At 31.5% G+C, this 22746-nt stretch carries 21 protein-coding genes and 5 pseudogenes; 7 read left to right on the top strand and 19 right to left on the bottom strand.

The annotated features are described in order from the left end of the window. Positions 1–179: 179 nt before the first annotated feature. From AC0OM3_RS25550 to AC0OM3_RS25530, 5 genes are all read right to left on the bottom strand, one after another. Positions 180–764: a GNAT family N-acetyltransferase gene (locus AC0OM3_RS25550; protein ID WP_474213198.1), complete on the bottom strand. Its 585-nt coding sequence runs from the start codon at positions 762–764 to the stop codon at positions 180–182. A gap of 20 nt (positions 765–784) precedes the next feature. Continuing rightward, positions 785–2413, bottom strand: coding sequence for a ribosomal protection-like ABC-F family protein (gene abc-f / locus AC0OM3_RS25545; RefSeq protein ID WP_474213197.1), 1629 nt, complete (start codon positions 2411–2413; stop codon positions 785–787). Positions 2414–2855: 442 nt separating this feature from the next. Beyond that, a complete protein-coding gene (locus tag AC0OM3_RS25540; RefSeq protein WP_163051746.1) occupies positions 2856–3839 on the bottom strand; it encodes a sensor histidine kinase in 984 nt (327 codons plus the stop codon). Beyond that, complete coding sequence (locus tag AC0OM3_RS25535; protein ID WP_131250844.1) at positions 3836–4543, bottom strand: response regulator transcription factor; 708 nt, start codon at positions 4541–4543, stop codon at positions 3836–3838. The genes AC0OM3_RS25540 and AC0OM3_RS25535 overlap by 4 nt, the downstream gene beginning before the upstream one ends. A 126-nt stretch (positions 4544–4669) precedes the next feature. After that, positions 4670–5584 (bottom strand): acetamidase/formamidase family protein, encoded by a 915-nt coding sequence (locus AC0OM3_RS25530; protein ID WP_131250842.1) that lies wholly within the window; start codon positions 5582–5584, stop codon positions 4670–4672. A gap of 149 nt (positions 5585–5733) precedes the next feature. Between AC0OM3_RS25530 and AC0OM3_RS25525 the strand changes: the two genes are divergently transcribed. Both AC0OM3_RS25525 and AC0OM3_RS25520 read left to right on the top strand, forming a co-directional pair. Beyond that, entirely contained in the window at positions 5734–6162 is a 429-nt protein-coding gene (locus tag AC0OM3_RS25525) for a cell wall hydrolase (RefSeq protein ID WP_001128399.1), read from the top strand. A 284-nt stretch (positions 6163–6446) separates the two neighbouring features. Beyond that, the gene (locus tag AC0OM3_RS25520; RefSeq protein WP_000771814.1) at positions 6447–6830 is read left to right on the top strand and encodes a BA_1872 family lipoprotein; all 384 of its coding nucleotides are present in this window, start codon (positions 6447–6449) and stop codon (positions 6828–6830) included. Positions 6831–7015: 185 nt separating this feature from the next. On the opposite strand, the gene AC0OM3_RS25515 is transcribed toward AC0OM3_RS25520, so the two are convergent. Further along, complete coding sequence (locus tag AC0OM3_RS25515; protein WP_000551042.1) at positions 7016–7186, bottom strand: DUF2197 domain-containing protein; 171 nt, start codon at positions 7184–7186, stop codon at positions 7016–7018. Between the two features lie 144 nt (positions 7187–7330). On the opposite strand from AC0OM3_RS25515, the gene AC0OM3_RS25510 reads away from it, so the two are divergent. Further along, the gene (locus AC0OM3_RS25510) at positions 7331–8233 is read left to right on the top strand and encodes an SMP-30/gluconolactonase/LRE family protein (protein ID WP_000490520.1); all 903 of its coding nucleotides are present in this window, start codon (positions 7331–7333) and stop codon (positions 8231–8233) included. Then, positions 8230–8931: a class I SAM-dependent methyltransferase gene (locus AC0OM3_RS25505; RefSeq protein ID WP_001079444.1), complete on the top strand. Its 702-nt coding sequence runs from the start codon at positions 8230–8232 to the stop codon at positions 8929–8931. The genes AC0OM3_RS25510 and AC0OM3_RS25505 overlap by 4 nt, the downstream gene beginning before the upstream one ends. A gap of 253 nt (positions 8932–9184) precedes the next feature. Here the strand turns inward: AC0OM3_RS25505 and AC0OM3_RS25500 are convergent, their stop codons facing one another. The 8 genes and pseudogenes from AC0OM3_RS25500 to AC0OM3_RS25465 form a co-directional block, all read right to left on the bottom strand. Next, positions 9185–9814: a class I SAM-dependent methyltransferase gene (locus tag AC0OM3_RS25500; RefSeq protein ID WP_474213196.1), complete on the bottom strand. Its 630-nt coding sequence runs from the start codon at positions 9812–9814 to the stop codon at positions 9185–9187. 217 nt (positions 9815–10031) lie between these two features. Then, positions 10032–10298, bottom strand: a pseudogene (locus AC0OM3_RS25495) (DUF421 domain-containing protein); the annotation flags it as partial. 191 nt (positions 10299–10489) lie between these two features. Beyond that, positions 10490–10657 (bottom strand): hypothetical protein, encoded by a 168-nt coding sequence (locus tag AC0OM3_RS25490; protein ID WP_000348946.1) that lies wholly within the window; start codon positions 10655–10657, stop codon positions 10490–10492. Positions 10658–10857: 200 nt separating this feature from the next. Further along, positions 10858–11352 (bottom strand): annotated as a pseudogene (locus tag AC0OM3_RS25485) (MDR/zinc-dependent alcohol dehydrogenase-like family protein); the annotation flags it as partial. A gap of 351 nt (positions 11353–11703) precedes the next feature. After that, the gene (locus AC0OM3_RS25480) at positions 11704–12333 is read right to left on the bottom strand and encodes a type 1 glutamine amidotransferase family protein (RefSeq protein ID WP_474213195.1); all 630 of its coding nucleotides are present in this window, start codon (positions 12331–12333) and stop codon (positions 11704–11706) included. 74 nt (positions 12334–12407) lie between these two features. Continuing rightward, positions 12408–13370, bottom strand: a complete 963-nt coding sequence (locus tag AC0OM3_RS25475; protein ID WP_001124115.1) for a helix-turn-helix transcriptional regulator — start codon at positions 13368–13370, stop codon at positions 12408–12410. Positions 13371–13433: 63 nt separating this feature from the next. Beyond that, positions 13434–13742, bottom strand: a pseudogene (locus tag AC0OM3_RS25470) (helix-turn-helix domain-containing protein); the annotation flags it as partial. 106 nt (positions 13743–13848) lie between these two features. Continuing rightward, on the bottom strand, positions 13849–15228 hold the full coding sequence (locus AC0OM3_RS25465; RefSeq protein WP_474213194.1) for an aminotransferase-like domain-containing protein: 1380 nt from the start codon (positions 15226–15228) through the stop codon (positions 13849–13851). 127 nt (positions 15229–15355) lie between these two features. On the opposite strand from AC0OM3_RS25465, the gene AC0OM3_RS25460 reads away from it, so the two are divergent. Together AC0OM3_RS25460 and AC0OM3_RS25455 are read left to right on the top strand one after the other, a co-directional pair. Then, the gene (locus AC0OM3_RS25460; RefSeq protein WP_000779453.1) at positions 15356–16294 is read left to right on the top strand and encodes a DMT family transporter; all 939 of its coding nucleotides are present in this window, start codon (positions 15356–15358) and stop codon (positions 16292–16294) included. Positions 16295–16311: 17 nt separating this feature from the next. After that, positions 16312–18003, top strand: a complete 1692-nt coding sequence (locus AC0OM3_RS25455) for a M3 family oligoendopeptidase (RefSeq protein ID WP_474213193.1) — start codon at positions 16312–16314, stop codon at positions 18001–18003. A 14-nt stretch (positions 18004–18017) separates the two neighbouring features. Here AC0OM3_RS25455 and AC0OM3_RS25450 read toward each other — a convergent pair whose 3' ends face one another. Continuing rightward, a complete protein-coding gene (locus AC0OM3_RS25450) occupies positions 18018–18830 on the bottom strand; it encodes an AraC family transcriptional regulator (protein WP_474213192.1) in 813 nt (270 codons plus the stop codon). Positions 18831–18832: 2 nt separating this feature from the next. Between AC0OM3_RS25450 and AC0OM3_RS25445 the strand changes: the two are divergent. Beyond that, positions 18833–19148: pseudogene (locus tag AC0OM3_RS25445) on the top strand (protein kinase); the annotation flags it as partial. A 78-nt stretch (positions 19149–19226) separates the two neighbouring features. Here the strand turns inward: AC0OM3_RS25445 and AC0OM3_RS25440 are convergent. From AC0OM3_RS25440 to AC0OM3_RS25425, 4 genes and pseudogenes are all read right to left on the bottom strand, one after another. Further along, a pseudogene (locus AC0OM3_RS25440) lies at positions 19227–19984 on the bottom strand (aminoglycoside phosphotransferase family protein). Between the two features lie 116 nt (positions 19985–20100). Beyond that, positions 20101–20895 carry a VOC family protein gene (locus tag AC0OM3_RS25435; protein WP_474213191.1) on the bottom strand — a complete coding sequence of 265 codons (795 nt, stop codon included), beginning with the start codon at positions 20893–20895 and terminating at the stop codon, positions 20101–20103. A 117-nt stretch (positions 20896–21012) separates the two neighbouring features. Next, on the bottom strand, positions 21013–21846 hold the full coding sequence (locus AC0OM3_RS25430) for an alpha/beta hydrolase (RefSeq protein WP_033690253.1): 834 nt from the start codon (positions 21844–21846) through the stop codon (positions 21013–21015). A 79-nt stretch (positions 21847–21925) separates the two neighbouring features. Then, positions 21926–22678 (bottom strand): class I SAM-dependent methyltransferase, encoded by a 753-nt coding sequence (locus AC0OM3_RS25425; protein ID WP_474213190.1) that lies wholly within the window; start codon positions 22676–22678, stop codon positions 21926–21928. Positions 22679–22746 lie beyond the last annotated feature (68 nt).

Here is a 22746-nt window from a genome sequence, read left to right as displayed (position 1 = left end):
CATTTACCTTACACGCTTGTAAGATTTCTAAAAAAACTGACAACATAATTATTTCAAACTAAAATTAACGCATAACTATCTTATAATAATTGTATAGTAGTAGGAAATATAATGTATAATAAATCTTTATTATATAAATGAGAAAAGACCGATTGCTATCGGTCTTTTACTACCAAACGTTATATTTTTATCCACTCAGATTTTCTCAATATATAATGATTATATATTTGATTTTCTATCCTCTGTTGGCTCTTATAAATAAACCCGCATTTTTCAATAACTTTATTTGATGCTACATTGTTAATTAAAGCAATTGCGTTAAGGACATTTAAATTTGTTTCTTTAAACAAATAATCAATTAAACCATTAGTCGCTTTTGTAGCATGGCCATGATTTTGATATTCATTTGAGATAGCATACATTATCTCTCTGTTTGGTGAAGCAAGTTCTTCTTTCATACCTGTGCAGCACCATCCAATGAGTTGATTTGTAGCTTTCTTAAATATTCCTAGCTTTAACATATGATTATCTATGTTATTCGTAGTTTTCACTGCATCAAGAAATGCTTTGTTTGCTGGTATTTCATAATCTGCAATCCAATCCACCCTTTGTTCTTTCGTTGATTTCCAGTCTGGTAAAAATTTTGCTATTTCCGGTTGATTTGCTATTTTATAAATACTCTCTGCATCTTTGACAGTAAACTCTTGCAAGTATATATCTCTACAATCTATTTTAAATAACTTAGTGAATCTCTCTTCTCCCATGTTAATCCCCCTTACTTACGTTATAGCTCCTTAATCTGCTTCGTAAGTTCAATAAACCGTTCATCCAGTGCTTTATATTCTTTGTCTTTAGAAGTTAAAAAGCTTAATTTTCCTAATACTTCTTGTCTCTCTGTTTCTAACGTTAAACGTAGCTCTTCAATATCATCTCTTGTTTTAGTAGGTTCTTCTAGCTGCTTTTGTATCGTATTGTTTGAAAACACGAGTTTTGTGTTAGTTGTTTTCTCCAGAAAATATCGATCGTGAGATACAATTACTAATGTTCCTTTATACTCAGCTAATGTATTTTCAAGTTGTTCACGTGAAGGTAGATCCAAGTGATTCGTCGGTTCGTCTAAAATGAGTACATCTTTTTCATCTAAAATATAAGCCATTAGCTTACACTTTACTCTTTCTCCCATACTCATATGCTCAATCGGCTCTTTCCATTGAGACGCTTGGAATCCTAAATGTTTCATTAAATTTTGGACTTTTCCTCTTTCTTCAAACGTCTCTTTAAAAAATAAATTTTCTGGTGTTTTATCAAGGGGTAAATCAAAAACTTCTTGTGTTAAATAGCCGATGTTTGCTGAAGGTGAAATCCATATTTCTCCTTCAGCAGTTTCCGTTCCCATAATCATCTTCAGTAATGTTGTTTTCCCACTACCGTTTGGTCCAACAATCGCAACTTTCTCACCGTGCTGAATTGTAAAATTAACGTTTTCAAATAATACTTTCCCATGAAAGTCTTTTTTTAATTGCTTTACTTCTAAAAAGCGTTTTCCTACTTTTTTGTTCGCTTGAATAGAAAACTCAACTGAATACTCTTCTTTCACACGTTCTACTTTCGTTTTCTCCAGCTCTTTTTCGAGTCGTTTTCGTTTTGACTTCACTTGTGCATCCATTCGCTTCGCTTTTACACGATAGAATTCTTTCACACCTTCTTGTTTTGTAGACTGCGCGTGTGCCTTTTGTGACCATGAACTCAATTCTTTTATATGTGTTTCTACTTGTTCTATCTTTTTTTGCTGCTTTTCATATTCACGCTGCTGCGACTTCCTTCTTTGCTCACGTGCTTTCATGTAGCTCGTATAATTACCACTATGCTCAATTAATTTTTTGTCCTCAATTGACCATATTTTTGTTGCGACAACATCTAAAAAATATCGATCATGCGATACAACAATAACTGTACCTTTCATGTTTTTTATTTGTTTAATGAGAAATCCCGTACTGATCTCATCTAAATGATTTGTCGGTTCGTCTAATATTAAGACATTAGGATTTTCAGCAAATCCTTTTGCTAATCGAATTTTCAGCTTTTCACCACCACTTAAAGTATGAAAATCGTTCGTTGGCACGCCCCATTTCGCAAGCAGTTCTGCTTCTTTTGCAATTACATCGTTACTAATAAAAGATTCTATTTCTTGCTCAACATATGCGGTTGTCATATTTATTTGCTGCCATTCAACAATCCCTTTTGAAGGCTCAATCTTTCCATTTATTAATTGAAGTAACGTTGATTTACCAGCACCGTTTTTACCAATTAATCCGATAACATCCCCTTGTTTTACTGTCACATTCATTTTCTCTAACAACATATTTTCTTTTATTTCAACATAAACATCATTTAATTTTAATAGTTCTTTCATAATACCGATCCCTTTCATTAAGGGAGAATAAAAAAATCCTCCCAAATAAATTTGGCAGGATTAGTCGTTAAAATATTCACACCCAAATAAGCTATTACGTAACATAAATAGCAATACCGTTCTATGGAAATTGGGCAGACTAATCCTATTTTTTAGAAATTGAAATTTATTGAATTTCAACATTTAAAAATAAGATTAGTTAATCATCGTCCACCCATCATTCCTTTCCGTCATTAGTAACCATATTGTACCATGATAATACTGTATGCGTAAATATTATTATTTGTACTACAAAAACCATTATTTTTCATTTCTACAATTTCATGTGCTCGTATCTTTAATTTTTACTAATTTGTATCGTTTATTCATATGAAAACTTAAAAAAAAATACAAAACAAGGCTAAAAAACTTATCTCCAAAGTTCTTTAGCCTTGATCAATTTTTACACATTAAAAAATATTACTCGTACTGCCGTACCTTTATCAACTTCTGAATGAATCTCTACACTATGACCTAATTGTTTTGTAATTTCATATACAAGATATAGTCCCATCCCTGTTGATTCTTTAAAATCTCTACCATTTTCTCCTGTAAAGAAAGGTTTAAAGACTCTTGGTAAATCTTGCTTTGGTATTCCTACACCATTATCGATAATTTCAAGCACAACTGTATTACCTTGCTTACAAGCTTTCACTTTAATCTTTTCTCTACTACCTGATGAATACTTAATCGCATTCGATAGTATTTGTCCGATTAAAAATTGTAACCATTTCACATCACTTTCTACAGTAATATCCTTATCAATTTCAAGCTCTGGATATACAAAATTCCGGATAAAGAATCGTTTATGTTCATGTACCGAATCATTCACTATTTTATGTAGTTGTACCCTTTCTACATAAAAGTCTTGTGTAAACGCTTCTAAACGTGCGACATACAGAGCCATTTCTAATCCCTTTTTTAATCGATCAGTTTCCTCATTTATACTTTCAAAACGTGAATCTACTTCATCCTGTGTAATTAATTCTATTACAGATAAAGGTGTTTTCATTTGATGGATCCACTGATTCATAAAGGTTAAATGGTCATTATTTTTTCTCTCTTGCATTTGCAGCTGATTTTGATAATGTCTATATTGCACCTCAAGTAATTCTTGAAGAGCAGCCGATACAGCTGCAAAATCAGATTTTTGAACAGATTCATCCAAAGATTGCATGGGGTTTGCTAAGCGCTCATAAAAAGAACGATGTGTAAAATAACGAAACATTAAATAACTTCCCATAAAGAAAACACCTAGAAACATTGCATATAACGCCGTTGTAATATGATTATGCCCATCAAACCAATATACGAGAAATATAGCTAGTAGTTGAATTATGGTAAAGCAAATAAGTGGTATATGATCACGTATAAACAACCTTATCATTTTTCTATACCATTATCCCAAGTAATATGAAATCTATATCCAACACTACGAATTGTTTCAATCGCACCTTCTATATGCAACATTTGTAACTTTTTACGCACACGTGTTGTATTTACACTTAATGTATTATCATCAACATAAGATTCACTATCCCATAATTTATTAAGTAACACTTCTCTACTCACAACACGCGGATAATTTTTCATTAATGTCTCTAATAAAATGGCTTCGTTTCTCGTTATATCAATCTCGTCATTTCTAAGTTTCAATACAAGTCTTTCGGGATATAAACAAAGACCTTGTTGTTCAATCATTCGTTCTTCTAATTTCGGTGCATAATCTCCATATGCACGTCTTAAATGACTACGAATTTTCGCCACTACAACTTCATAATGAAAAGGCTTCGGAATAAAATCATCGCCACCGTTTTCTAACGCCATAACTTGATCCATCGTGCCTTCACGGGCCGAAATGAATAGTATCGGACATGTTGAAACTCCCCGAATTTGACGACACCAAAAGTACCCATCAAAACTCGGTAAATTAATATCTAATAAAACTAACTCTGGTTGTTCTTCTAAAAAAATGTTTAATACATTTTGAAAGTCCGATACAATAACTCCTTGATAACCATATTTCGCAACATGTGTCGATAATAGTTCTGCAATTTTCATATCGTCTTCTACAATCATAATTTTGACCATTATTGAACTCCTTTTTAATGCACAATCTCAAATATACTTATATAAAATAAATACTACCTCTTTTCACAAAATCAGTAAATTAAAAAAGGATGCTTTTATACAAAAGTATCCTTTTTCGTCCCTTATCTATTTAATATGAAATTTACTAAAAGTAAATCCTAGTTTCTCCACATAATCCATTCCTAGTTCCATACGCGCTGTTTTCAGCGGATCCACAACTTGGCAAACTTTTAAATTACCTGCTGCCGATAATAAAAGAGTTGCATCAGCTTTAGACATTGCTAATTCTTCATGTAAAAATGTCACCATATTACGTACAGCACGATTTGCTGCATCATCTAACAATTTCTCTGAAGCAATCGTCATCATTTTTTCTTTTTGAATAGCCATTGGTAACGGCCATTTCTTTTCTTTTATAATTTGAACTGTTACAGTTACCTCACCAGCAACCTCTACACCACTAACACCAATTTCACCATCCCCCATCGCTGCGTGTAAATCGCCTAATGCTAATAGAGCACCAGGAACATTTACAGGTAATAGCAATGTCGTCCCTTCTTTTATCTCTTTACAATCCATATTTCCACCATGATCATGCGGGGTGCCACATGAAATGCTCTCTTCTTTCGGCGCAGTACCAATAACACCAATCATTGGATTAATCGGGATTTGTAGTTCACTTGAAAACAAAACATGTTCGTTATGTATTGGGACAATTTTCACTGTATTTTCATTTAACTCATCCCCCATTACACCAAGGTTTGCACCTGTAGTTAAAACGCCCTGCTCTGCAATTTTAATTTTTTCAATCGTTACGACTAATATATCACCAGGTTCTGCACCATTAATAAATACTGGACCAGTCGCTGGATTAATTCGGTTCCAATCTAATTCTTGAAACGCAACATCTTCAGAATCAATTTGATTTTCAAAGCAATCATATGTTTCAAATACAAGACGACTCCCTATTTCTACTTCGATACAAGGCTGATTATCTGGTGACATTGAGTAAATGATATGGTCTTTATGAATTCGATACATAATACCTCTCCCTTTTATATTTATCTACTATTACTAATTAGCTTTTTTTATACAAGCTCCTCTTAAAGTTAATATTATTTTTATGTAAAAAAGCACGCAGATTGTTTTATAACATACAATCTTTACTATAACAGAAAGGTGGTATTGCTATGCCCCTTATTCCATACAACGAAAGTGATGTTGATTTACTAGCTCGTTTAATTCGTGCTGAAGCTGAAGGCGAAGGTCGCCAAGGTGAGGAGTTAGTTGGATGCGTTGTAGTAAACCGTGTATTTTGTGATTGCTTAGATTTCAAACAACTCCGTACCGTACGCGACGCTGTATATCAAAGCCCCGGCGGATTCGAAGCAGTACAATACGGGTATTTTTACCAACGCGCTCGTGAATCAGAAAAAGAAATCGCACGAAAAGTTTTGCAAGGTGAATGGCGCTGGCCCGCACGATGGGCACTTTGGTATTTCCGTCCAGTTGGAGCTTGTTCACCTGAATGGTATAACCAGCCATTTGTAGGACAGTTTAAAAGCCATTGTTTTTATGAACCAAGTGGTGATGAATGTCCGAAAATGTATTCACGATAGTAAAAAAGAAAACACTGAAAGTACCTGCTTTTATATATACTTTCGGTGTTTTCTTTTTATTCAAGTAATCTAATAGTAAGATAAAATATTTAACTCCTATAACATTTTATTAATTGAATATTCAACATGTACTGAAGTTTCTTAGACTAATAGAAACCAAATGGTATATAAGAGATTATCACTAAATAACAACTTTTAGTTTTAATATATATATTTGTTTATAAAAAAATGATAAACTAATTTACGCATTGGAAAAATTTTATAATGATAAAAAGGGGATCACTATGAAATTACTACGTTTATTTCTCATTCTAACTCTTGTTGTATTATTAAGCGCATGTGGTAATACAGCAGTAAAAGTCACCAAGGTTCAAAAAAACGGCGAAACAACTTTAAACATTGGCTCCCTGAAAGGGTATTACGATGTACAAACGATCAAAACTGAACAAGGAAATGTACAATTCCCTTTTGATGCAACCGTTGAAGAGGGTACAATTTTATTACAAATCACTAAAGACGATAAGGTCATTTACGAAGAAGAAGTCACTTCTCAAAAAGAAGGTTTACTTTCTTTTGAAGCACCAAAATCTGGATCTTATAATTTAATTGTACGCGTAAAGAACGAAAAAGAAAAAGCAAAAGGTATACAAATACATACAAAACTATAAAAAAACGGCAAGCGAATTCTAGCTTGCCGTTTTTTTTATAACTCAATTTTCATAATATATACTTATCGATTAAACGAATTGTTTTGTGTATACTTCATCTTTATTTACATTCTATATTTAGACATTATTCTTAAAAAATCTTCTAAAATAAAAATTAAGTTATGATTTCCGGAATTTTAGTTTAATTACCTAAAAAAATTCTTTATCGCTTCTAATTGAATTTTGTGGCTACACTCATCACAACAATATGCCCCTTTTGGTTTCTCTTTAAATCGCTTATATTTTTCACTACCTTCGTAAACACGAAATATATTCTTACAAGAAAAGCAAACAATTTCGTAAAACATCATATGCATTTTCCTCTCCTTGTTTATACACTTTTTTAATCACTTGTGAGAAGGTCATTTTTCTACAGTATAAATCTTAATATCCTCTGACTAAAAGGTTTACCTCTATTCTTATCGAATTATATTAATATCTTATAACGCGAGGTGAACATCTTGTTCAGTGATATAGAATTAGTTTTAGATGCTAAAGCAAGTTTAGCTGAAGGACCATGTTGGAATGAAAAAAAGCAACTTTTATATTGGGTTGATATTATGGAGAGAAAATTATGCATATACAATCCTACCGCTAATACGAACCGAGTAATTGCTCTCAATCAACAAATTGGCTGTGTTGTTCCATATTTAGAGGATGTACTACTCTTAGCTATGGAAAACGGCTTTTATTCTATTAATGTAAATACAGAAAAACTGACACATATTTTTGACCCCGAACAACATTTAATAGAAAATCGTTTTAACGATGGAAAATGTGATCCCGCTGGTCGTTTCTGGGCAGGTACTACAGATACATACGGTATGAATGCTGCAGGTTCCTTATATTGTTTACATAATAATTTAAGTGTAGAGAAAAAAATTTCACATGTAAATACTTCAAACGGAATGGCTTGGTCACCTGATCATACATACCTTTACTTTATAGATACACCTACTAAAAAAGTGGTTCGCTATCAATATAATATACGTACTGGAGAAATTCATAATCCAAGTGATGTAATCATTTTCTCTGAAAATGACGGTCTACCTGATGGTATGACAATTGACGAAGAAGGTTGTTTATGGATTGCACATTGGGGAGGTTCAAAAATAACTAGATGGAATCCCTCTACTGGAGAACAAATATTAAGTATTCCAATTCCTGCGTTATATGTAACATCATGTACGTTTGGTGGGCCTAACTTAACTGATTTATATGTTACAACAGCCAGAACAAGAATGACGGATGACGAATTAAAACAGTATCCACATGCTGGTGGTATTTTTCGAATTCAAACAAATGTTAAAGGCTGCCCCACCTATTCATTTTGTAATGAAAATATTGGAACTGACACAATATGAACCGTATCGATTACATAAGACAAGAAGAAAAGGAATATCACGATCTTTGCTATGAACAATATAAACTATTTGAAACTGGATCTTGGCTTCACAAGCCGGTTAAAACAGTTATTGATTTAATGGACTACTTTGAAGAGAAAAACAAATTACAAGTGCTTGATCTTGGCTCTGGCGTCGGTAGAAATAGCATTCCAATTGCACAAAAGATTAAAAATGCTAGCGGAACTGTTACATGTGTTGATTTACTTGATTCCGCTTTAACAAAGCTACAAATTTATAGCAAAGAACATGACGTATTCGAGGTTATAAAAACAGAACAAGCAGCAATTGAAAACTATCATATTAGATCTAATACTTATGACTATATCGTTGCAGTATCAAGTTTGGAACATGTCAAATCAGAAGAAGATTTTAAAAATGTACTCCAATCTATGAAAAGAGGTACAAAAAACGGCGGTATTAATTGTTTAATTATTAACTCTAACATACAAGAAATTGTTTTAAAAACGAATGAAGAAGTAAAAGCTTTAATTGAAATTAATCTCCCAACCGAAGAAATGATACGTCTATTAAAAAGCATTTATAAAGGATGGAAAGAAGTAAAAGTTGAAATAAAAGAATTAGCTTATAATATAGTTCGTAATGAAAGACACATTCAATTAAAAACAAATGCTATAACGTTTGTAGTTCAGAAATAATCGTATAATAAAGATATGGTTATTTCTCTCAGATTTATTTTTATTGCACGAAATTTACAAGTATAAATATTTATGAAACAAAAAAATAAAAGAGCACTTGTTTCCGCAAGTGCTCTTTTGGGGATTTTGAGATACCCTATTAACGAAAGTTAAGGTTACTTAAAGTTAAAAGGTATTTATATTATATGCTTGTCCTTTTTATTTGTGCATAATCAATATATAAACATCTTTAATCATTCTTAATAACTTTTAGTTATCGTTCTTTCTTACATTTTATCATTAAGAAATTGATTGAAGGTTTATTTACTATGTTCTTATTTGGTTCATCAATTTCCGAAACTTGTACTAATCCATATTGATTAAAATCTTTTTTTATAGATTCAGAATCATAGAAGAACATTTTTACACCTTCCATTATCTCATAATAATCTTTATCCAACTGTTTTCCTTTTCCGTACATGGGAGCTTTTTTAGAAACAGTTGTAAAAACCATATATCCACCTGGTTTTAACTGATTATAACAATCTTCAATAAATTTTTCTCTTTCCTGTCCATTCAACAAATGAAGAAGTGCATGACTAAATATCCCATCATACAGTTTATTATCAAAAGGCATTTCCTTTACTGAACCGTGATACATACTAACATCTTCTAGTCCGTTTTCTCTTGCTAAATCGATCGCTGTTTTCGAAATTTCAATACCTGTTACATTTATACTATTTTCAATAAATACCTTTGCGTTTCTACCATATCCAATACCGGGAACTAATATGTCCTTAATGTTCTTTTCTAGAAAAAAATCTTTTGTCAAAATTGCAAATTCTGTAGGTTCAAATCCCCACATTGTTTGTTTCTCAATAAAACTTGATTCCCAAAATTCCATTATGTTTCTATCTCCTTGTTTTCATCTCATTTTTAGTATCACATTAAAAACTTATCAACTTTTACACTGCGGCTACCTATGCCAAATTAATTTTTTACCACATTCACTTTAGGTCCATTGAATATAGCATAATTATAAGTCTATATCTATTATAATGACTGGTTTAAAATCCACCCTATTTTATTAATCCTTACGCTTGTAGAAAATAAAAAAAGCCAATGCTACTTCCATTTAGAAATTGTTCCACCTCCCTTGATTTCAATTCAAAGAAATGAATGATAAGTAGTATGCTTGCAAATATGATGGCCGCGAATATAGATGGGACTACTTTCCTACTTAATACAGGCTCTATAATAATACGCGCAATTGATACTACTATAATGATTTCAACTCTTGTCATTTGGCTAACAGATTTACTACCTGTCATTTTTAATGCAAGAATCCCAGTGAGAATTAAAGTAATGCTTTCAACAATAATATGCATAATAGCCCAATCCTTTAATGGTAAATGTTATTAGCATGCTAGATGCACTTTAAACTTTTTGGTGAAAATTAAAACTTACATATATAGAAAATGGATCTATTTAGATCCACTTTTTTTCAATAAGAATTTGATGATCTATTTTCTATTGTCAAAAAAACAAAAGCACCCAAATGGATGCTTATAGATTAAACTTATTCATTATTACTTTCTCCACTTTTATCATCAACTGATTTCAAGTCTAACATGCTGCCTATATCAGGCGGTAAAGCTAGCTCTATACCAGCTACTGGTTGATTATCTTCATTAAACCATTGTTTCTTAAATTTACTCAATTCTTCATTTTTCTTATTTCCATCCATATAACCCCGCCTTTTATGTACGTGATATTAAATACTTTACTTAATATGTACATTGAGAAAGATAATATACGATTTGTACATAATGAAAGAGCAACAACCCGTTGTGCCTATTAAAAATTAACACGTACATGCTACTCCTCGTTTTATTATCATATTAATGACAAAATATATGTAAGCTACGTGACAAGTACGTTGTCATTTTATTCATATGAGACAAATACTTTTAAAGGAGTAATTATTCCTTGACTTAATTCCTCAAAACATTTCTCAAGTGCAGTATAATGAATTTCATATTGAAAAATCTCTTCTATCCATGGCGTCTGTTCTATTTGACTAAAAAACCAATCTGCATGTTTTTGGTAACCATATCCATCACTTGAACCAATGATTTTCAATTCTTTTCGATAAAATTCGGCGGTTAATGTTAAGTCTTCTATATTACCATCAGAAAGAATACATATCGCTCTATTACTATTAATAGCCTTTTGTAATGTGTGAAACCCTCTATTTGTAGCAGAACATTCCAAACCGTAATTATATGTTTCTATTATTTGTTTTTCTGAATCAAAGAGGTTTTTCGCACCAAACTTCTTTGCAAATTCTCTTCTATTTTTATTTGGCTCAACAACATCCACATGCTCAACACCTACATAGGATTTTAAGAAATAACAAGCGAGTAAACCAATAACTCCCATTCAAAATAAATGCTATACTTTAAAGATATCATCTATTGGTAGTTTATTTCCATTTAAAACAATTATGTCCTAAACAAAAAGAGCACTCAACAATTGGGTGCTCTAAAAATTATTAACATAACACTTTTCTTCTACTTTTTATAACTCAGTTCTATCACTTTCGGTATATGATTGTTATCATATTTCCTTTTATAGAGGTAACGTCAGGAAAATACGAATATACAAAGTTAAGGAATTTTCATTACTTTATAACCATTTTTAAGTTATATTCAATAACCATGCTTTGACATTGTCTAGAGCATGGTTACTATTTAAACAAATATAAATCTGCTTAGTTGATTTTTTAGTTCATCAATTTATTGAATTCATTAACTGAAAGAAGTATTCAGGTTTGTGAGTTTTATTTAGGTTAAACCATGAATGTAATGTATCTGGTGCAAATACATCTAATTTTTTCAGTACTTCCATCGCAAATTCCAGAGGAGCTATTCCTGATGCAGTAACTAAGTTCGCATCAGATACCGCAGATCTCAACTCATAGAATTTTTCTCCTTTATAGTTAGGACATACCATTTTAGTGTATTCTAAATTATTAGTTGTATGCTTTCTAGTATCTAAGTATCCCCTATTTGCAAGGGTCTCAGTTGCACCACAAATTGCACCAACAATAGTACCAAACTTTAAAGCTTGGCCAACTCTTTCCAAGATAGGTTGATGAATCTCTTCACTCCAAGTAGTCCCTCCTGGTAAAATTAAAAGATCTTTACTCTCAAAAGTACATTCATCAAGGGAAATATCTGGTTTTATGCTCAGTCCCCCCATAGTAGTAATCATTTCTTTATTAGCTCCTACTGTAATTACTTTTAAAGGTACTAAATCTTTTTTAAAATATCTTCCTGAATTTAGTTCGGTAATTAAATATCCATATTCCCAGTCCGACATTGTATTAAATACATATAGAAAAACTTTTTTTGTTTGCATCCCATATCACTCCAATCACAATTGATATGGATATTATAATATAACTTCCCTGACAGTTAACGTCAGGGAAGTTATCATACTTCATGAAATTTTATTAATTCCGACAGAACTTCAATAAGTCTTTTCTTAAGACTTATTGGCTCAATAACTTTAATAGATTTATTGTACGGTAAAAGTAAATAAGGTACATATGTATGTATCATATCTTTTTCAAGAAGAAAAACTGCTTGATTTGAAGTTCGCACTTGTAAATAATGCCCTAAAAACCAATGTTGGCAAATATCATCCAATACACTTTTATCCCCACTAATAACCAAAGAAATAATCCCTTCCTTATCTTCTATAGTTGGAAGAAGATTTTTTATAAAAAAGTCACGTGCTGAAAAATTTTCTGGCCGGTTAAACTTATTTTCGGTTAGCATTAAATTTTCAATTCGATCTACCCTAAAACTACGGATATCATTCCTAAGATGACAAAATCCAATCACATACCACTTATTATTCCAATAGATAATTCTGTACGGATCGACCAATCTATAATTTAATTGCTTTTTCCCACTTTTATAATAAAGAATTTTTACTGAATACCCATCAGTTACGGCCTGCTCCAACTCCTTCAAAAAATGTTCCATAGAGGATGAACTAAATCGACTTATTACTTCTAGACTACTTAAATGTCGGTTTATCTTTGCTTCCTGCTCTTGATTTGAGTATTTACTTAGTTTTGAAATGGCCCTATTTAATGCTTCACCTCCATAATATCCGGCTTCTTCTGCAAAAACAGCAGCGTGAAATAGTGAAGTTTGCTCTTCAAAATCAAAAAAAAGAGGAGCCTCAATAAAATTGTTTAATAACGTGTATCCACCGTTATGTCCTGGTTCTGAAATTATAGGTACACCACTTGTTGAAATTGTATCAATATAACGATACACAGTCCTTATATTCATCTCTAACTTTTCTGAAATTTGTTTTGCAGTAATTTTTTTATCTGAGCGAAGCATCCATAGAATCGCTAACATATTATCAATTTTAGGCATGTAATTCCACCTCTCTATGGAATTTATCCCTTATTATATATTTCTGATTTTTAGTATAACTCATCAACTGTTCCTTTCCGATAGCTTTCTAAATAATGAGGCCCTAGACACATTTGTAATTTCACAAATTTCATTTACATTCATATCTACCTCTTCATAAAGCTTTACTGCATAATTCATCCCTGCATGATTTTTATGGTATTTCTTTAACCGACCTTTAAATTTTCCTTCTTTCTTATTCAGCTCAATCCCTTTATGTTTCCACGTACGGATCAGATCACGTTCTAATTGGTTTACACCCGCCATAACCTTAATTAAGCATTGGCTTTAGGAATTATCTTCTAATAAATCGTGCCATGTATCTTTGAAGGATTATAATTATCATCCTTATTATAATATTCAGTTACAAAAATAAATTCAATTATTATAGCGATACACACAAACAAAAGAATTATTTTGCGTCTCACAACAAAGCTACTTATTCATTTTTTTCTTTTTTAAATTGGAAGGTTATATGTTCCAATTGTTTGATTTCCTCTATTATTTTACGAATTCCTTCTTCAATCCTATCTTCCTTTACATTCGATACGTTTAACTTTAATAGTCTTTCTTGCGGAAAACCTCTCACATAATTTTTATCAATTGTATCAATACTTATTTGTTTTTCACTTAGTCTTTGGAAAAACATTTCTGAAATACTCGTTTTATGTAATTTTAAACAAGTATGAATTCCAATTGTATTATGCTTTTTATATGTGAATAAAAGTGGGTTTTCACTATGAGTTCTTTCTAGTGTTTCTGCTAATTTTTTAGATCTATCGTGATAGGAAGATTTAATTTTATTTTTATGACGTTCAAACATGCCACTCTTTATATAAATTTCTAAAGCAGCTTGAGATATCATTGGGCTATCAATATCTAAAATTTTTTTATATGTATAAAAAGCATTCGCAATAATCGGTGGAATAACTGCTACACCAACTCGTAAACCTGGAAAAATAATCTTCGAATAACTTTTCAAATATATGACATGATTATTATGATTCAAGCTATATAACGGATCAGCTTTCGAATCCGTTTCTAAATCTGCTAAGTAATCATCTTCCACTATAAATACATTATATTTCTTAGCCAATAATACGATTTTTTCTTTCTCATCTTTAGAATAAGAAGTTCCAAGCGGATGATGATATCTTGGTATTGTATAAAAGAATTTTATTTTACCTGTTCGAAAAATACGTTCCAACTCATTTAAGTCAATCCCTTCATTCATACGTTTAATACCAATTACAGGAATTTGGTTTATTTCTAGATATTCAATATATAGATGATATGTTGGTTGTTCAATTAATATCGTTTCATTTTCATTTGGAAATGGTATAGAAGTTAATATTGCTAGCGCCTGCTGTACACCTGACGTTATAAAAATATTTTCTTCTTTAGTGAAGACTTGATAGTTTGCTAATTGTTTTTGAATGACCGGAATTAAAGACGGTAAACCTTTTGGCGTCCCATATACGAACAAGTCATTTTTATATGTATCAATGGCTTTATTAATACAATGTTGAAAATCTAAATATGGAAAAACATCTGGATCTGGTGCTGAAGAGGCAAAGTCAATTATCTCGTTACTTTCTATGGTACTCCCTGATTTTTTAACAACGTAGTATCCACTCTGAGGCACGGAATAAATAATATGACGCTTTTCTAATTCGTGAAGTGCACGTATAACTGTTGCCTTATTACACTTATATTGCATAACGAGTGACCGTATAGACGGTAATTTCTTTCCTTCTTTTATCTCTCCATATTGAATCATGTTTTCTAAATCATTTAAAACATGTAAATACTTATACATTATGACACCTCTTACGTTTATTTTGTACCGGTACAGTTTGTATTTATTCACATTGTAGCACTAGATCAGAAAGATTAATATGTACGTATACTGGCCAGTAAAAAATCAGTTACTATGAGGTGAAATTATGAAACTTACAACAAAGGCATATTTATCAGCTTTACTCTATTCATTTATTATTGGATTTTCCTTTTTATTCGTGAAACTAACACTAACCATTACAAGCCCTCTTGATACTCTGGCTCATCGTTTTACAGTTGCTTTCATAGCAGCAAATATTCCGATTATTTTTGGATTCGTAAAGTTAAATATATCATTAAAAAACATACTTTCTCTTTTACCAATTGCGTTTTTTTATCCAGCACTTTTTTTTGCTTTTCAAGCTTTTGGCTTATTGTATACAAGTTCCTCTGAGGCGGGAATTATACAAGCGGCGATTCCTATATTTACAATGATGTTAGCTTCCTATTTTTTAAAAGAGTATACAAATACATGGCAAAAAATCTCTGTACTCATTTCTGTCATTGGTGTCATTTATATATTTATCATGAATGGTATAGGAACTCATGAAACTAGTTTCATAGGTGTTATTCTTATTTTGCTATCGGCATTATCATCTGCTTTCTATAATGTGTTAGCTCGAAAAATGACGAAGAAATTCAAACTAATGGATTTAACTTACACTATGACAGTAATCGGTTTTATTAGCTTTAATTTAATCGCAATCGCCAGCCATATAAGTAAAGGTACAATAACGGTATACTTTAAACCTTTTACGAATGGAACATTTCTTATCTCAATTTTATATTTAGGGTTACTATCGTCCTTGCTGACGGCATTGCTATTAAACTATTCCTTATCTTATATTGAAGCAGCTAAAATAAGTGTTTTTAGCAATTTATCTACACTTATTACAATTATCGCGGGTGTTGTATTCTTACATGAACAAATCGCATACTATCACATCATCGGAACAATTTTGATTGTTCTTGGAGTAGTGGGCACAAACTTCTTAGTAAAAAAAGGGATTGTAGTAAAGAAGAAGAATACTTCCTTAAGTAAATAAAAAGTGAGGGATATGTCATGCAGCGCTTAAATACAATTGATATTAGTAACGTTCTAGAATTAGAAAAGACTCTTTTTACTTTATTAAATAAAGAGATTTCTTCAAAGCTAGAGCTTGAAAACTGGTTAAAAAAACAATCTACAGTCATTTGGGAAATTGAAGAACAATTAACATCGCACTATATCGCGTTTCAATGTAATACAAATAATAAAAAAATAAAAGATACTTTTGAATATGATCAACAATATGTACGCCCTCTTTTGAAACGTTATCAAAATTCATTTGATAATAAATATTTAGAGTCACCTTTTCGAATGGAACTTGATGTAAAAAAGTATAGCTTACTAGACAAAAGAATTAAGAATGCGCAAACATTATTTTGTGAAAAGAACATTGATTTAGAGATAACTGAAGATAAACTAGTAACCGAGTACTTCGAAATTACAGGTGGTTTAACTGCACAATGGGACGGTGAAGAAAAAACAGTTACTGAACTACAGTCTTACTTACAAGATCCAGATCGTCATATACGAAAAAAAGCAAAAACGCTCATTTCTGCAACATTCTTATCTGTTGAAGATACATTACAACATATATTAAATGAATTAATCGCAATCCGTCATCAAAAGGCTAAAAATATTCAATTAGATAATTATCGTGATTATATGTTTAAAAAACATGAACGTTTTGATTATACGCCTGATGATTGCTATGAGCTTGCTGAATCTATTCGTAAATACGTAGTACCACTTATCGATAAAATATTTAATGAGAAAAAATCTGAACTTCAAGTAGATAGTCTTCGTCCATGGGATTTAAAAGCAACCGCACCAAATCAAAAAGCATTAAAACCAATTGAAGACGCGAGTGAATTAATCGAAAAGAGTTCTTATATTTTACATAAACTAGACCCTGAATTTTCTATACTACTGAATCGTATGCATAAAAATAATTGCTTAGATTTAGAAAGTCGTAAAGGAAAAGCGCCAGGAGGATTTTGCGAATATTTGCCTGCTTCTCGATTATCTTTCATTTTCATGAATCTCAATCATACACATGATGATGTTACTATTTTCCTCCATGAAATGGGTCATAGTATTCATAATGAATGTATGAAGCAGTTAGAGCTACAAAAATATTTAGAAATCCCTTCTGAATCAGCTGAACTCGCTAGCATGACGATGGAATTATTTTCGATGGAATATTGGGGTACATTTTATGATAATAGTGAAGAATTTATAAAAGCAAAATTAGATTTCTTTAAAGATATTGTTAAATATTTACCCCCAATGCTTATCGTTGATCAATTCCAGCATTGGATGTATGAAAATCCTAATCATACTGCTAAGGAAAGAAACGAAAAATATTTAGAATTACATAACACTTACCAATCAAACGTCGTAAATATCGAAGGGTATGAAAATTGGATCGCAACTGGCTGGTTACCTGTATTACACATATTCGAAATACCATTCTATTACATCGAATATGCTATTGCACAGCTTGGTGCGTTGCAAATGTATAAACAATATAAAGAAAATCCTAAACAAGCAATAGAAAATTATAAAAAAGCTTTATCATTAGGTAGCTCTAAATCTTTACCGGAAATATATGAAGCGGCTGGAATTCGTTTTGATTTTTCTGGAGAAACGATTAAAGAACTAATGTTATTTGTAGAGGACGAATTAGAGTCACTTGAACAATTGTAAGAAGTAAGCTGTTCCTATATTTTAGGTTCAGCTTTCTTCTTTATTTTATTTATCAATTCTATGTACTGAGCATCACCATATCCAATTGTTGGAAAAAATTGAAACAACTTTGATAATAATTCCTGAGTTGATAAATCTTTATTTTTATTGATGAATTTCACTATAATATTATCTTCTCCTAACATATTTAAATATAAATCTATAGCTTGATACATTACAGGTGGTACTTTATGGGATGTTTTTTTATGATTCACCATTACTTCATTGTATATAGTAGAATAACTCCCTAATTTTAGTTCAAGTTGACTTACTTTAAATTCATCCTCTCTAAAACTATTTAAATATATTTTCCCTTCATAACAAGACTGTTCAAGATATGAAAGTATAGTAAGTAGATTCATTTGGCAAAACATATCTTCATCAAACCATAAAACAATACATTTATACTTTTTCGCAAATAGATTTTCTAACGGATCTATAACTTTTTTTGCATAATTTTCGACTGAACTGTTATGACCTTCTGCTCTTATTTTAATAAACTCTTCATCAAAAACTTGTGCAGTAGCGCTATTTACACACATGGCCTCGTTAAATGGGGCATAATCAGACTCACCCATTAGCTTCTCCGTTTTAAATTCTTCACACATCATTTGACCATTCAATATGTTAAGTACATCTTTATCAAATAGCTCACTATTCCTATTTCGCAACTGTTCAACCTCTATTTTTCTAGAAATGTTCATATTAAACGCCCCTTCTTTATTTAAATTTAGTGTAAGAAATGATTGAATAGACATTTTGTTAGGTTGATATTCTCTTGGATTCATTCCAAAAACATTTTTACATATTCGATTTAGCCGTTCCTATTTATAGTGCGATAGAATATTCATTTGCTGGAAATGGAAATATCGTTGACTATGAGTATTCTATTACAAAAGCACTATTTGAAGGCTATCAAGAGGAAAATGAACTACCAAAAGAGATGATAGACAAGTTTCCATTATTTATTAAATTAAAGGAGATTTTTTGAATATAGCTTAATACATATGTATTGGGATAAAGAAGAATTAACGGAGGAACAAGTACGGATTATGAACCTTTATAGGATGAAGATCGAAAATAAGTATACCTATATCAACATTTAAGAATGCTATTGTTTTACTATAAGGAAACTTTGGTTAAACAACAGCATTTATTAATTTGCTGACAGCCTTTTTTATGACTTATAAATACTGATTCAATAATCTTTTCAAATACACTTCATTTTGCGGTGATACTTTTTCAGAAAATCTAGCTGCAATAATAATAGGAGCCCATTGAAAAACTTCATCTCTTGATAAGACGGTACGACTGCAATATATATGTAAATACATCTCAGCTAATTCTACCGAAGATTGTGAGTACAACAAGTATGTTCGAAATACATCTGCGCGAATATCACCTGAACTTGCATCTACCCAGTCTATAACTTTCACTTTCTCTTCCTTACTCAAAATCAAATTAAATGGATGAAAATCTCCATGACATAGCCTAAAATCAAATGTAATAGAATCTAATTTTTGTAATATATTCTTCTTTTTGCTTTCATCCAATTTATGTACAGATTTAATTTGACGCTCTAACCTTTTCCTCATTAACTCCATTTCATCTGTATTCACACGTATAGCATGGATCTTTTTTTGCTCATTAACATAACACAAAGGCCGATATAACGCTCTGCCTCATTCAAATTATTAAGCAGGAGATCACCAATGTTCTCTCCTTTTACATATTCCATAATAATTGCCTGTCTATTTTGTATCTTTGTCACTTCGAATACTTTTGGAACTGGCAGCCCGCATAAATACGCATATTTTTGTTTTTTTGCTTCATTCATAGACTCTGTATCTGAGAGGTAATCTTTAAATAATTTTACAACCTTATCATCAGTTAAATAAATTTCTGCTGTATTTCCTTTTGCAATCGGATTACCTAAAACCACTTCATTTCTCCCCTTAACATAAATTAAAATAACACCTTGTACTTCTCTTTACATTCACTATAACCCTAGTTAAAACCTTCTTCACGAATATACAAAAAACTTACCGCTTTTCATTCTTAAATAGAAAGCGGTAAGTTTAATTGTTTAGGAATATCAGAATGAAACTCTGATGTATGCACAATTGAAAATGTATATCCTTGCTCAATAAATGATACTTCATTACATTTACATTCAAATGATACACCATTTTTCTTAAAGTTATTTTGGATTCGCTGTAAAAATGCGACGTCTGCTGTTCCGAAAGAAACGTGTACTTTCGGTGATAGAGCTTTCATCGCGATTGGAATCCAAGGTCGCTGCCACCAAGTTGCGACGACATAAGCAGTGCCACCAACTACAAAGTTAAAAATATCCCCATCTTCCATCGTTTTCATATTTAGATTTGATTTCAGCCATTCCCTAAAAACAGGTACACTCTTAACGGGAAGACCGATTTCCCTTACATATAAAATGTTTAAAGGTGAATACGGTACTAATACATCTTCTTTAACATAACTATGCGCGATAATTTCGAGTAGATTTCCATCTCCGTCTTTAAAGTATAAATTGAATCGACCATCCTCTTCATCAATTATATGACCATCTTTCCATTTCGCAATGAGTAATCCAGACTTCTCAAGCCATCTTGCTGTTTCATGAAATTTTGAATATAGGATTTCAAAAGCAAAATGTGCAGGTACAATTGGTTCATACACTTCTTGAAAACTAATTGTTGTATAAGGAGTTACTTCAAATTGAATGAAGGATGCTGTTTCTTTTTTTATTGGAAAAGATAATATGTCCTTATAAACTTGTTTTACCCCTTCTATGGAAACCGTTTGTAGTTTTATATCTGATATATGTGTAATCACTTTACATTCCCCCTCATTTCTTATTATCTATTCGTATTGTATTACACTTATAAATAGATAAAATCAAACGGAAGGGTGGATTTTTTATATAGAAACTACAACTTTAGTATGAATATGTTAGCTCCAATTATTTTTTATTTCTACTATAACAATTTCTGGTTTATCCCCGTGCAACATGTGTGTAGTATCAGGAATTACTTTTACTATACTGTCCGTTTTCTCTTTGAAAACATTTACTGTCTTATCTCTATAATCCGCCCAAACTTGTGGAACTGTAGCTCGAAGTAATACAATATTAGCCGGCAGCTTCTCATATATATCTATCGTTTCATCTTTATGCATACCTCTTATTATATTACTAGCTGTATTCCCCCTGGCATGCCACCATACTTTATTATCCATTTCGACCCCTAGGTCCTTTACAGCAACTTCTAACAATGAAGACCACCTAGTATAAGCTTCTTTTTCACTTTTGAAAAATTCGTCCCAATTATTAAAAACGTATTCATCAAAGTCCTTTTTATAATAAGCAATTTCTTCTCCCAACGTTTCTTCTTGAAGCCTTTTTGTTTGATATCCACCATCAATAAGAATACTTCCTTGTACTTTTTCTGGATGATGTAACAAATAAAATAACGCTACAAAACTTCCCCATGAATGTGATAGAAAATAAAAGTGTTCGATTCTCAATTCATTTATTATTTCATTTAACCAATTTGCTAAATTGGGCATCTCATAATCTTCCGTTCTTTCAAAGGGCGGTGTTTTACCATGTCCAGGTGCATCAACGGAGATAAATCTATACTCTTCTTTTAATTCCTCAGCAATTTCTATAAAACTTAAACTCGTACTTCCTAATCCATGTAAACAAAAAATAACAGGTTTATCCTTATTCCCCCATTCAGTAATATGTACGTTTAATTTTTCATTGTTAATATAGTAACGTTTCAAACCCTTCATTTCCTGCATTCTTTTCCACACAAAAAGCTGCTTTTCTTTAAATGAAAAGCAGCTTTTACACTAAAATATATTATAATTTAACAGCGATAATCATAAATCTTTTTGAATTTGTACGAATCCCTTTTTCAGAACTATTCGTTTCAATGAACTTTTGTAAAATAGTAAAATCCTCTTCCTCTTCTCCAAATCTAGGAATAATAGGTGTATGTTTTAATAAGAAAATAAGATCTTCAGGCGTACTGTAATAATCAGTAACATCATATTCGCGTACTTGCACGAGATCAAATCCTGCACTAATAAGTTCATCCATATACTTTTCTTTTAAAGTGCCATCTCGTTCACCTAAGCATTGTCCTCTGCCAAATGCTTCTTTCAGGTTTAATTTATCATTCTCACTTACTTGTTGTGTTAAGAAAAAGGCACCCTTTTTCATTACTTTTGCTAACTCAGATGCTAGAAACGGAGCATGACAACTTGAAGCAATATCAAAATGGGCATGCGGAAATGTTAAAGCTTCAGAACCCATTTGAAGAAACTCAACATTTTGTACACCTGATTTTTTCAAGTTAGAATGTGCCGTTTCAATCATGCCGTTAGAATTATCAATTCCAATTAACAATTTAGCCGAAGATGCTATGTTAAGTACATTTTCTCCTCCGCCTGTACCAACATCAAGTAAAATATGTGATGGTTTACACCTTTCTTTTACCTCACTATAAAAGTCCCATGTATCTCCTACAGTTTCACATTTTATTTTGCTAAAATCCCATCCATTTAATCTTCCTACTTTATCATAGAAGCTTTTATACTCTAATTTGTTCATCTTATTACTTCCCCTTTGTAAAAATAAATTAAATATGTAATATAACCTACAACACTGTTTAATTATAT

This window comes from Bacillus sp. FAU20, assembly GCF_056033865.1.
This window is presented reverse-complemented; position numbering and strand designations above follow the sequence as displayed.

What these genes read in the sequence shown, in the direction of transcription:
- AC0OM3_RS25550 (WP_474213198.1), bottom strand. Translation starts at nt 764, where the DNA reads ATGGGAGAAGAGAGATTCACTAAGTTATTTAAAATAGATTGTAGAGAT.
- AC0OM3_RS25530 (WP_131250842.1), bottom strand. Translation starts at nt 5,584, where the DNA reads ATGTATCGAATTCATAAAGACCATATCATTTACTCAATGTCACCAGAT.
- AC0OM3_RS25535 (WP_131250844.1), bottom strand. Translation starts at nt 4,543, where the DNA reads ATGGTCAAAATTATGATTGTAGAAGACGATATGAAAATTGCAGAACTA.
- AC0OM3_RS25525 (WP_001128399.1), top strand. Translation starts at nt 5,734, where the DNA reads ATGCCCCTTATTCCATACAACGAAAGTGATGTTGATTTACTAGCTCGT.
- abc-f (WP_474213197.1), bottom strand. Translation starts at nt 2,413, where the DNA reads ATGAAAGAACTATTAAAATTAAATGATGTTTATGTTGAAATAAAAGAA.
- AC0OM3_RS25450 (WP_474213192.1), bottom strand. Translation starts at nt 18,830, where the DNA reads ATGAATCCAAGAGAATATCAACCTAACAAAATGTCTATTCAATCATTT.
- AC0OM3_RS25490 (WP_000348946.1), bottom strand. Translation starts at nt 10,657, where the DNA reads ATGGATGGAAATAAGAAAAATGAAGAATTGAGTAAATTTAAGAAACAA.
- AC0OM3_RS25425 (WP_474213190.1), bottom strand. Translation starts at nt 22,678, where the DNA reads ATGAACAAATTAGAGTATAAAAGCTTCTATGATAAAGTAGGAAGATTA.
- AC0OM3_RS25460 (WP_000779453.1), top strand. Translation starts at nt 15,356, where the DNA reads ATGAAACTTACAACAAAGGCATATTTATCAGCTTTACTCTATTCATTT.
- AC0OM3_RS25515 (WP_000551042.1), bottom strand. Translation starts at nt 7,186, where the DNA reads ATGCATATGATGTTTTACGAAATTGTTTGCTTTTCTTGTAAGAATATA.
- AC0OM3_RS25465 (WP_474213194.1), bottom strand. Translation starts at nt 15,228, where the DNA reads ATGTATAAGTATTTACATGTTTTAAATGATTTAGAAAACATGATTCAA.
- AC0OM3_RS25480 (WP_474213195.1), bottom strand. Translation starts at nt 12,333, where the DNA reads ATGCAAACAAAAAAAGTTTTTCTATATGTATTTAATACAATGTCGGAC.
- AC0OM3_RS25500 (WP_474213196.1), bottom strand. Translation starts at nt 9,814, where the DNA reads ATGGAATTTTGGGAATCAAGTTTTATTGAGAAACAAACAATGTGGGGA.
- AC0OM3_RS25475 (WP_001124115.1), bottom strand. Translation starts at nt 13,370, where the DNA reads ATGCCTAAAATTGATAATATGTTAGCGATTCTATGGATGCTTCGCTCA.
- AC0OM3_RS25455 (WP_474213193.1), top strand. Translation starts at nt 16,312, where the DNA reads ATGCAGCGCTTAAATACAATTGATATTAGTAACGTTCTAGAATTAGAA.
- AC0OM3_RS25505 (WP_001079444.1), top strand. Translation starts at nt 8,230, where the DNA reads ATGAACCGTATCGATTACATAAGACAAGAAGAAAAGGAATATCACGAT.
- AC0OM3_RS25540 (WP_163051746.1), bottom strand. Translation starts at nt 3,839, where the DNA reads ATGATAAGGTTGTTTATACGTGATCATATACCACTTATTTGCTTTACC.
- AC0OM3_RS25520 (WP_000771814.1), top strand. Translation starts at nt 6,447, where the DNA reads ATGAAATTACTACGTTTATTTCTCATTCTAACTCTTGTTGTATTATTA.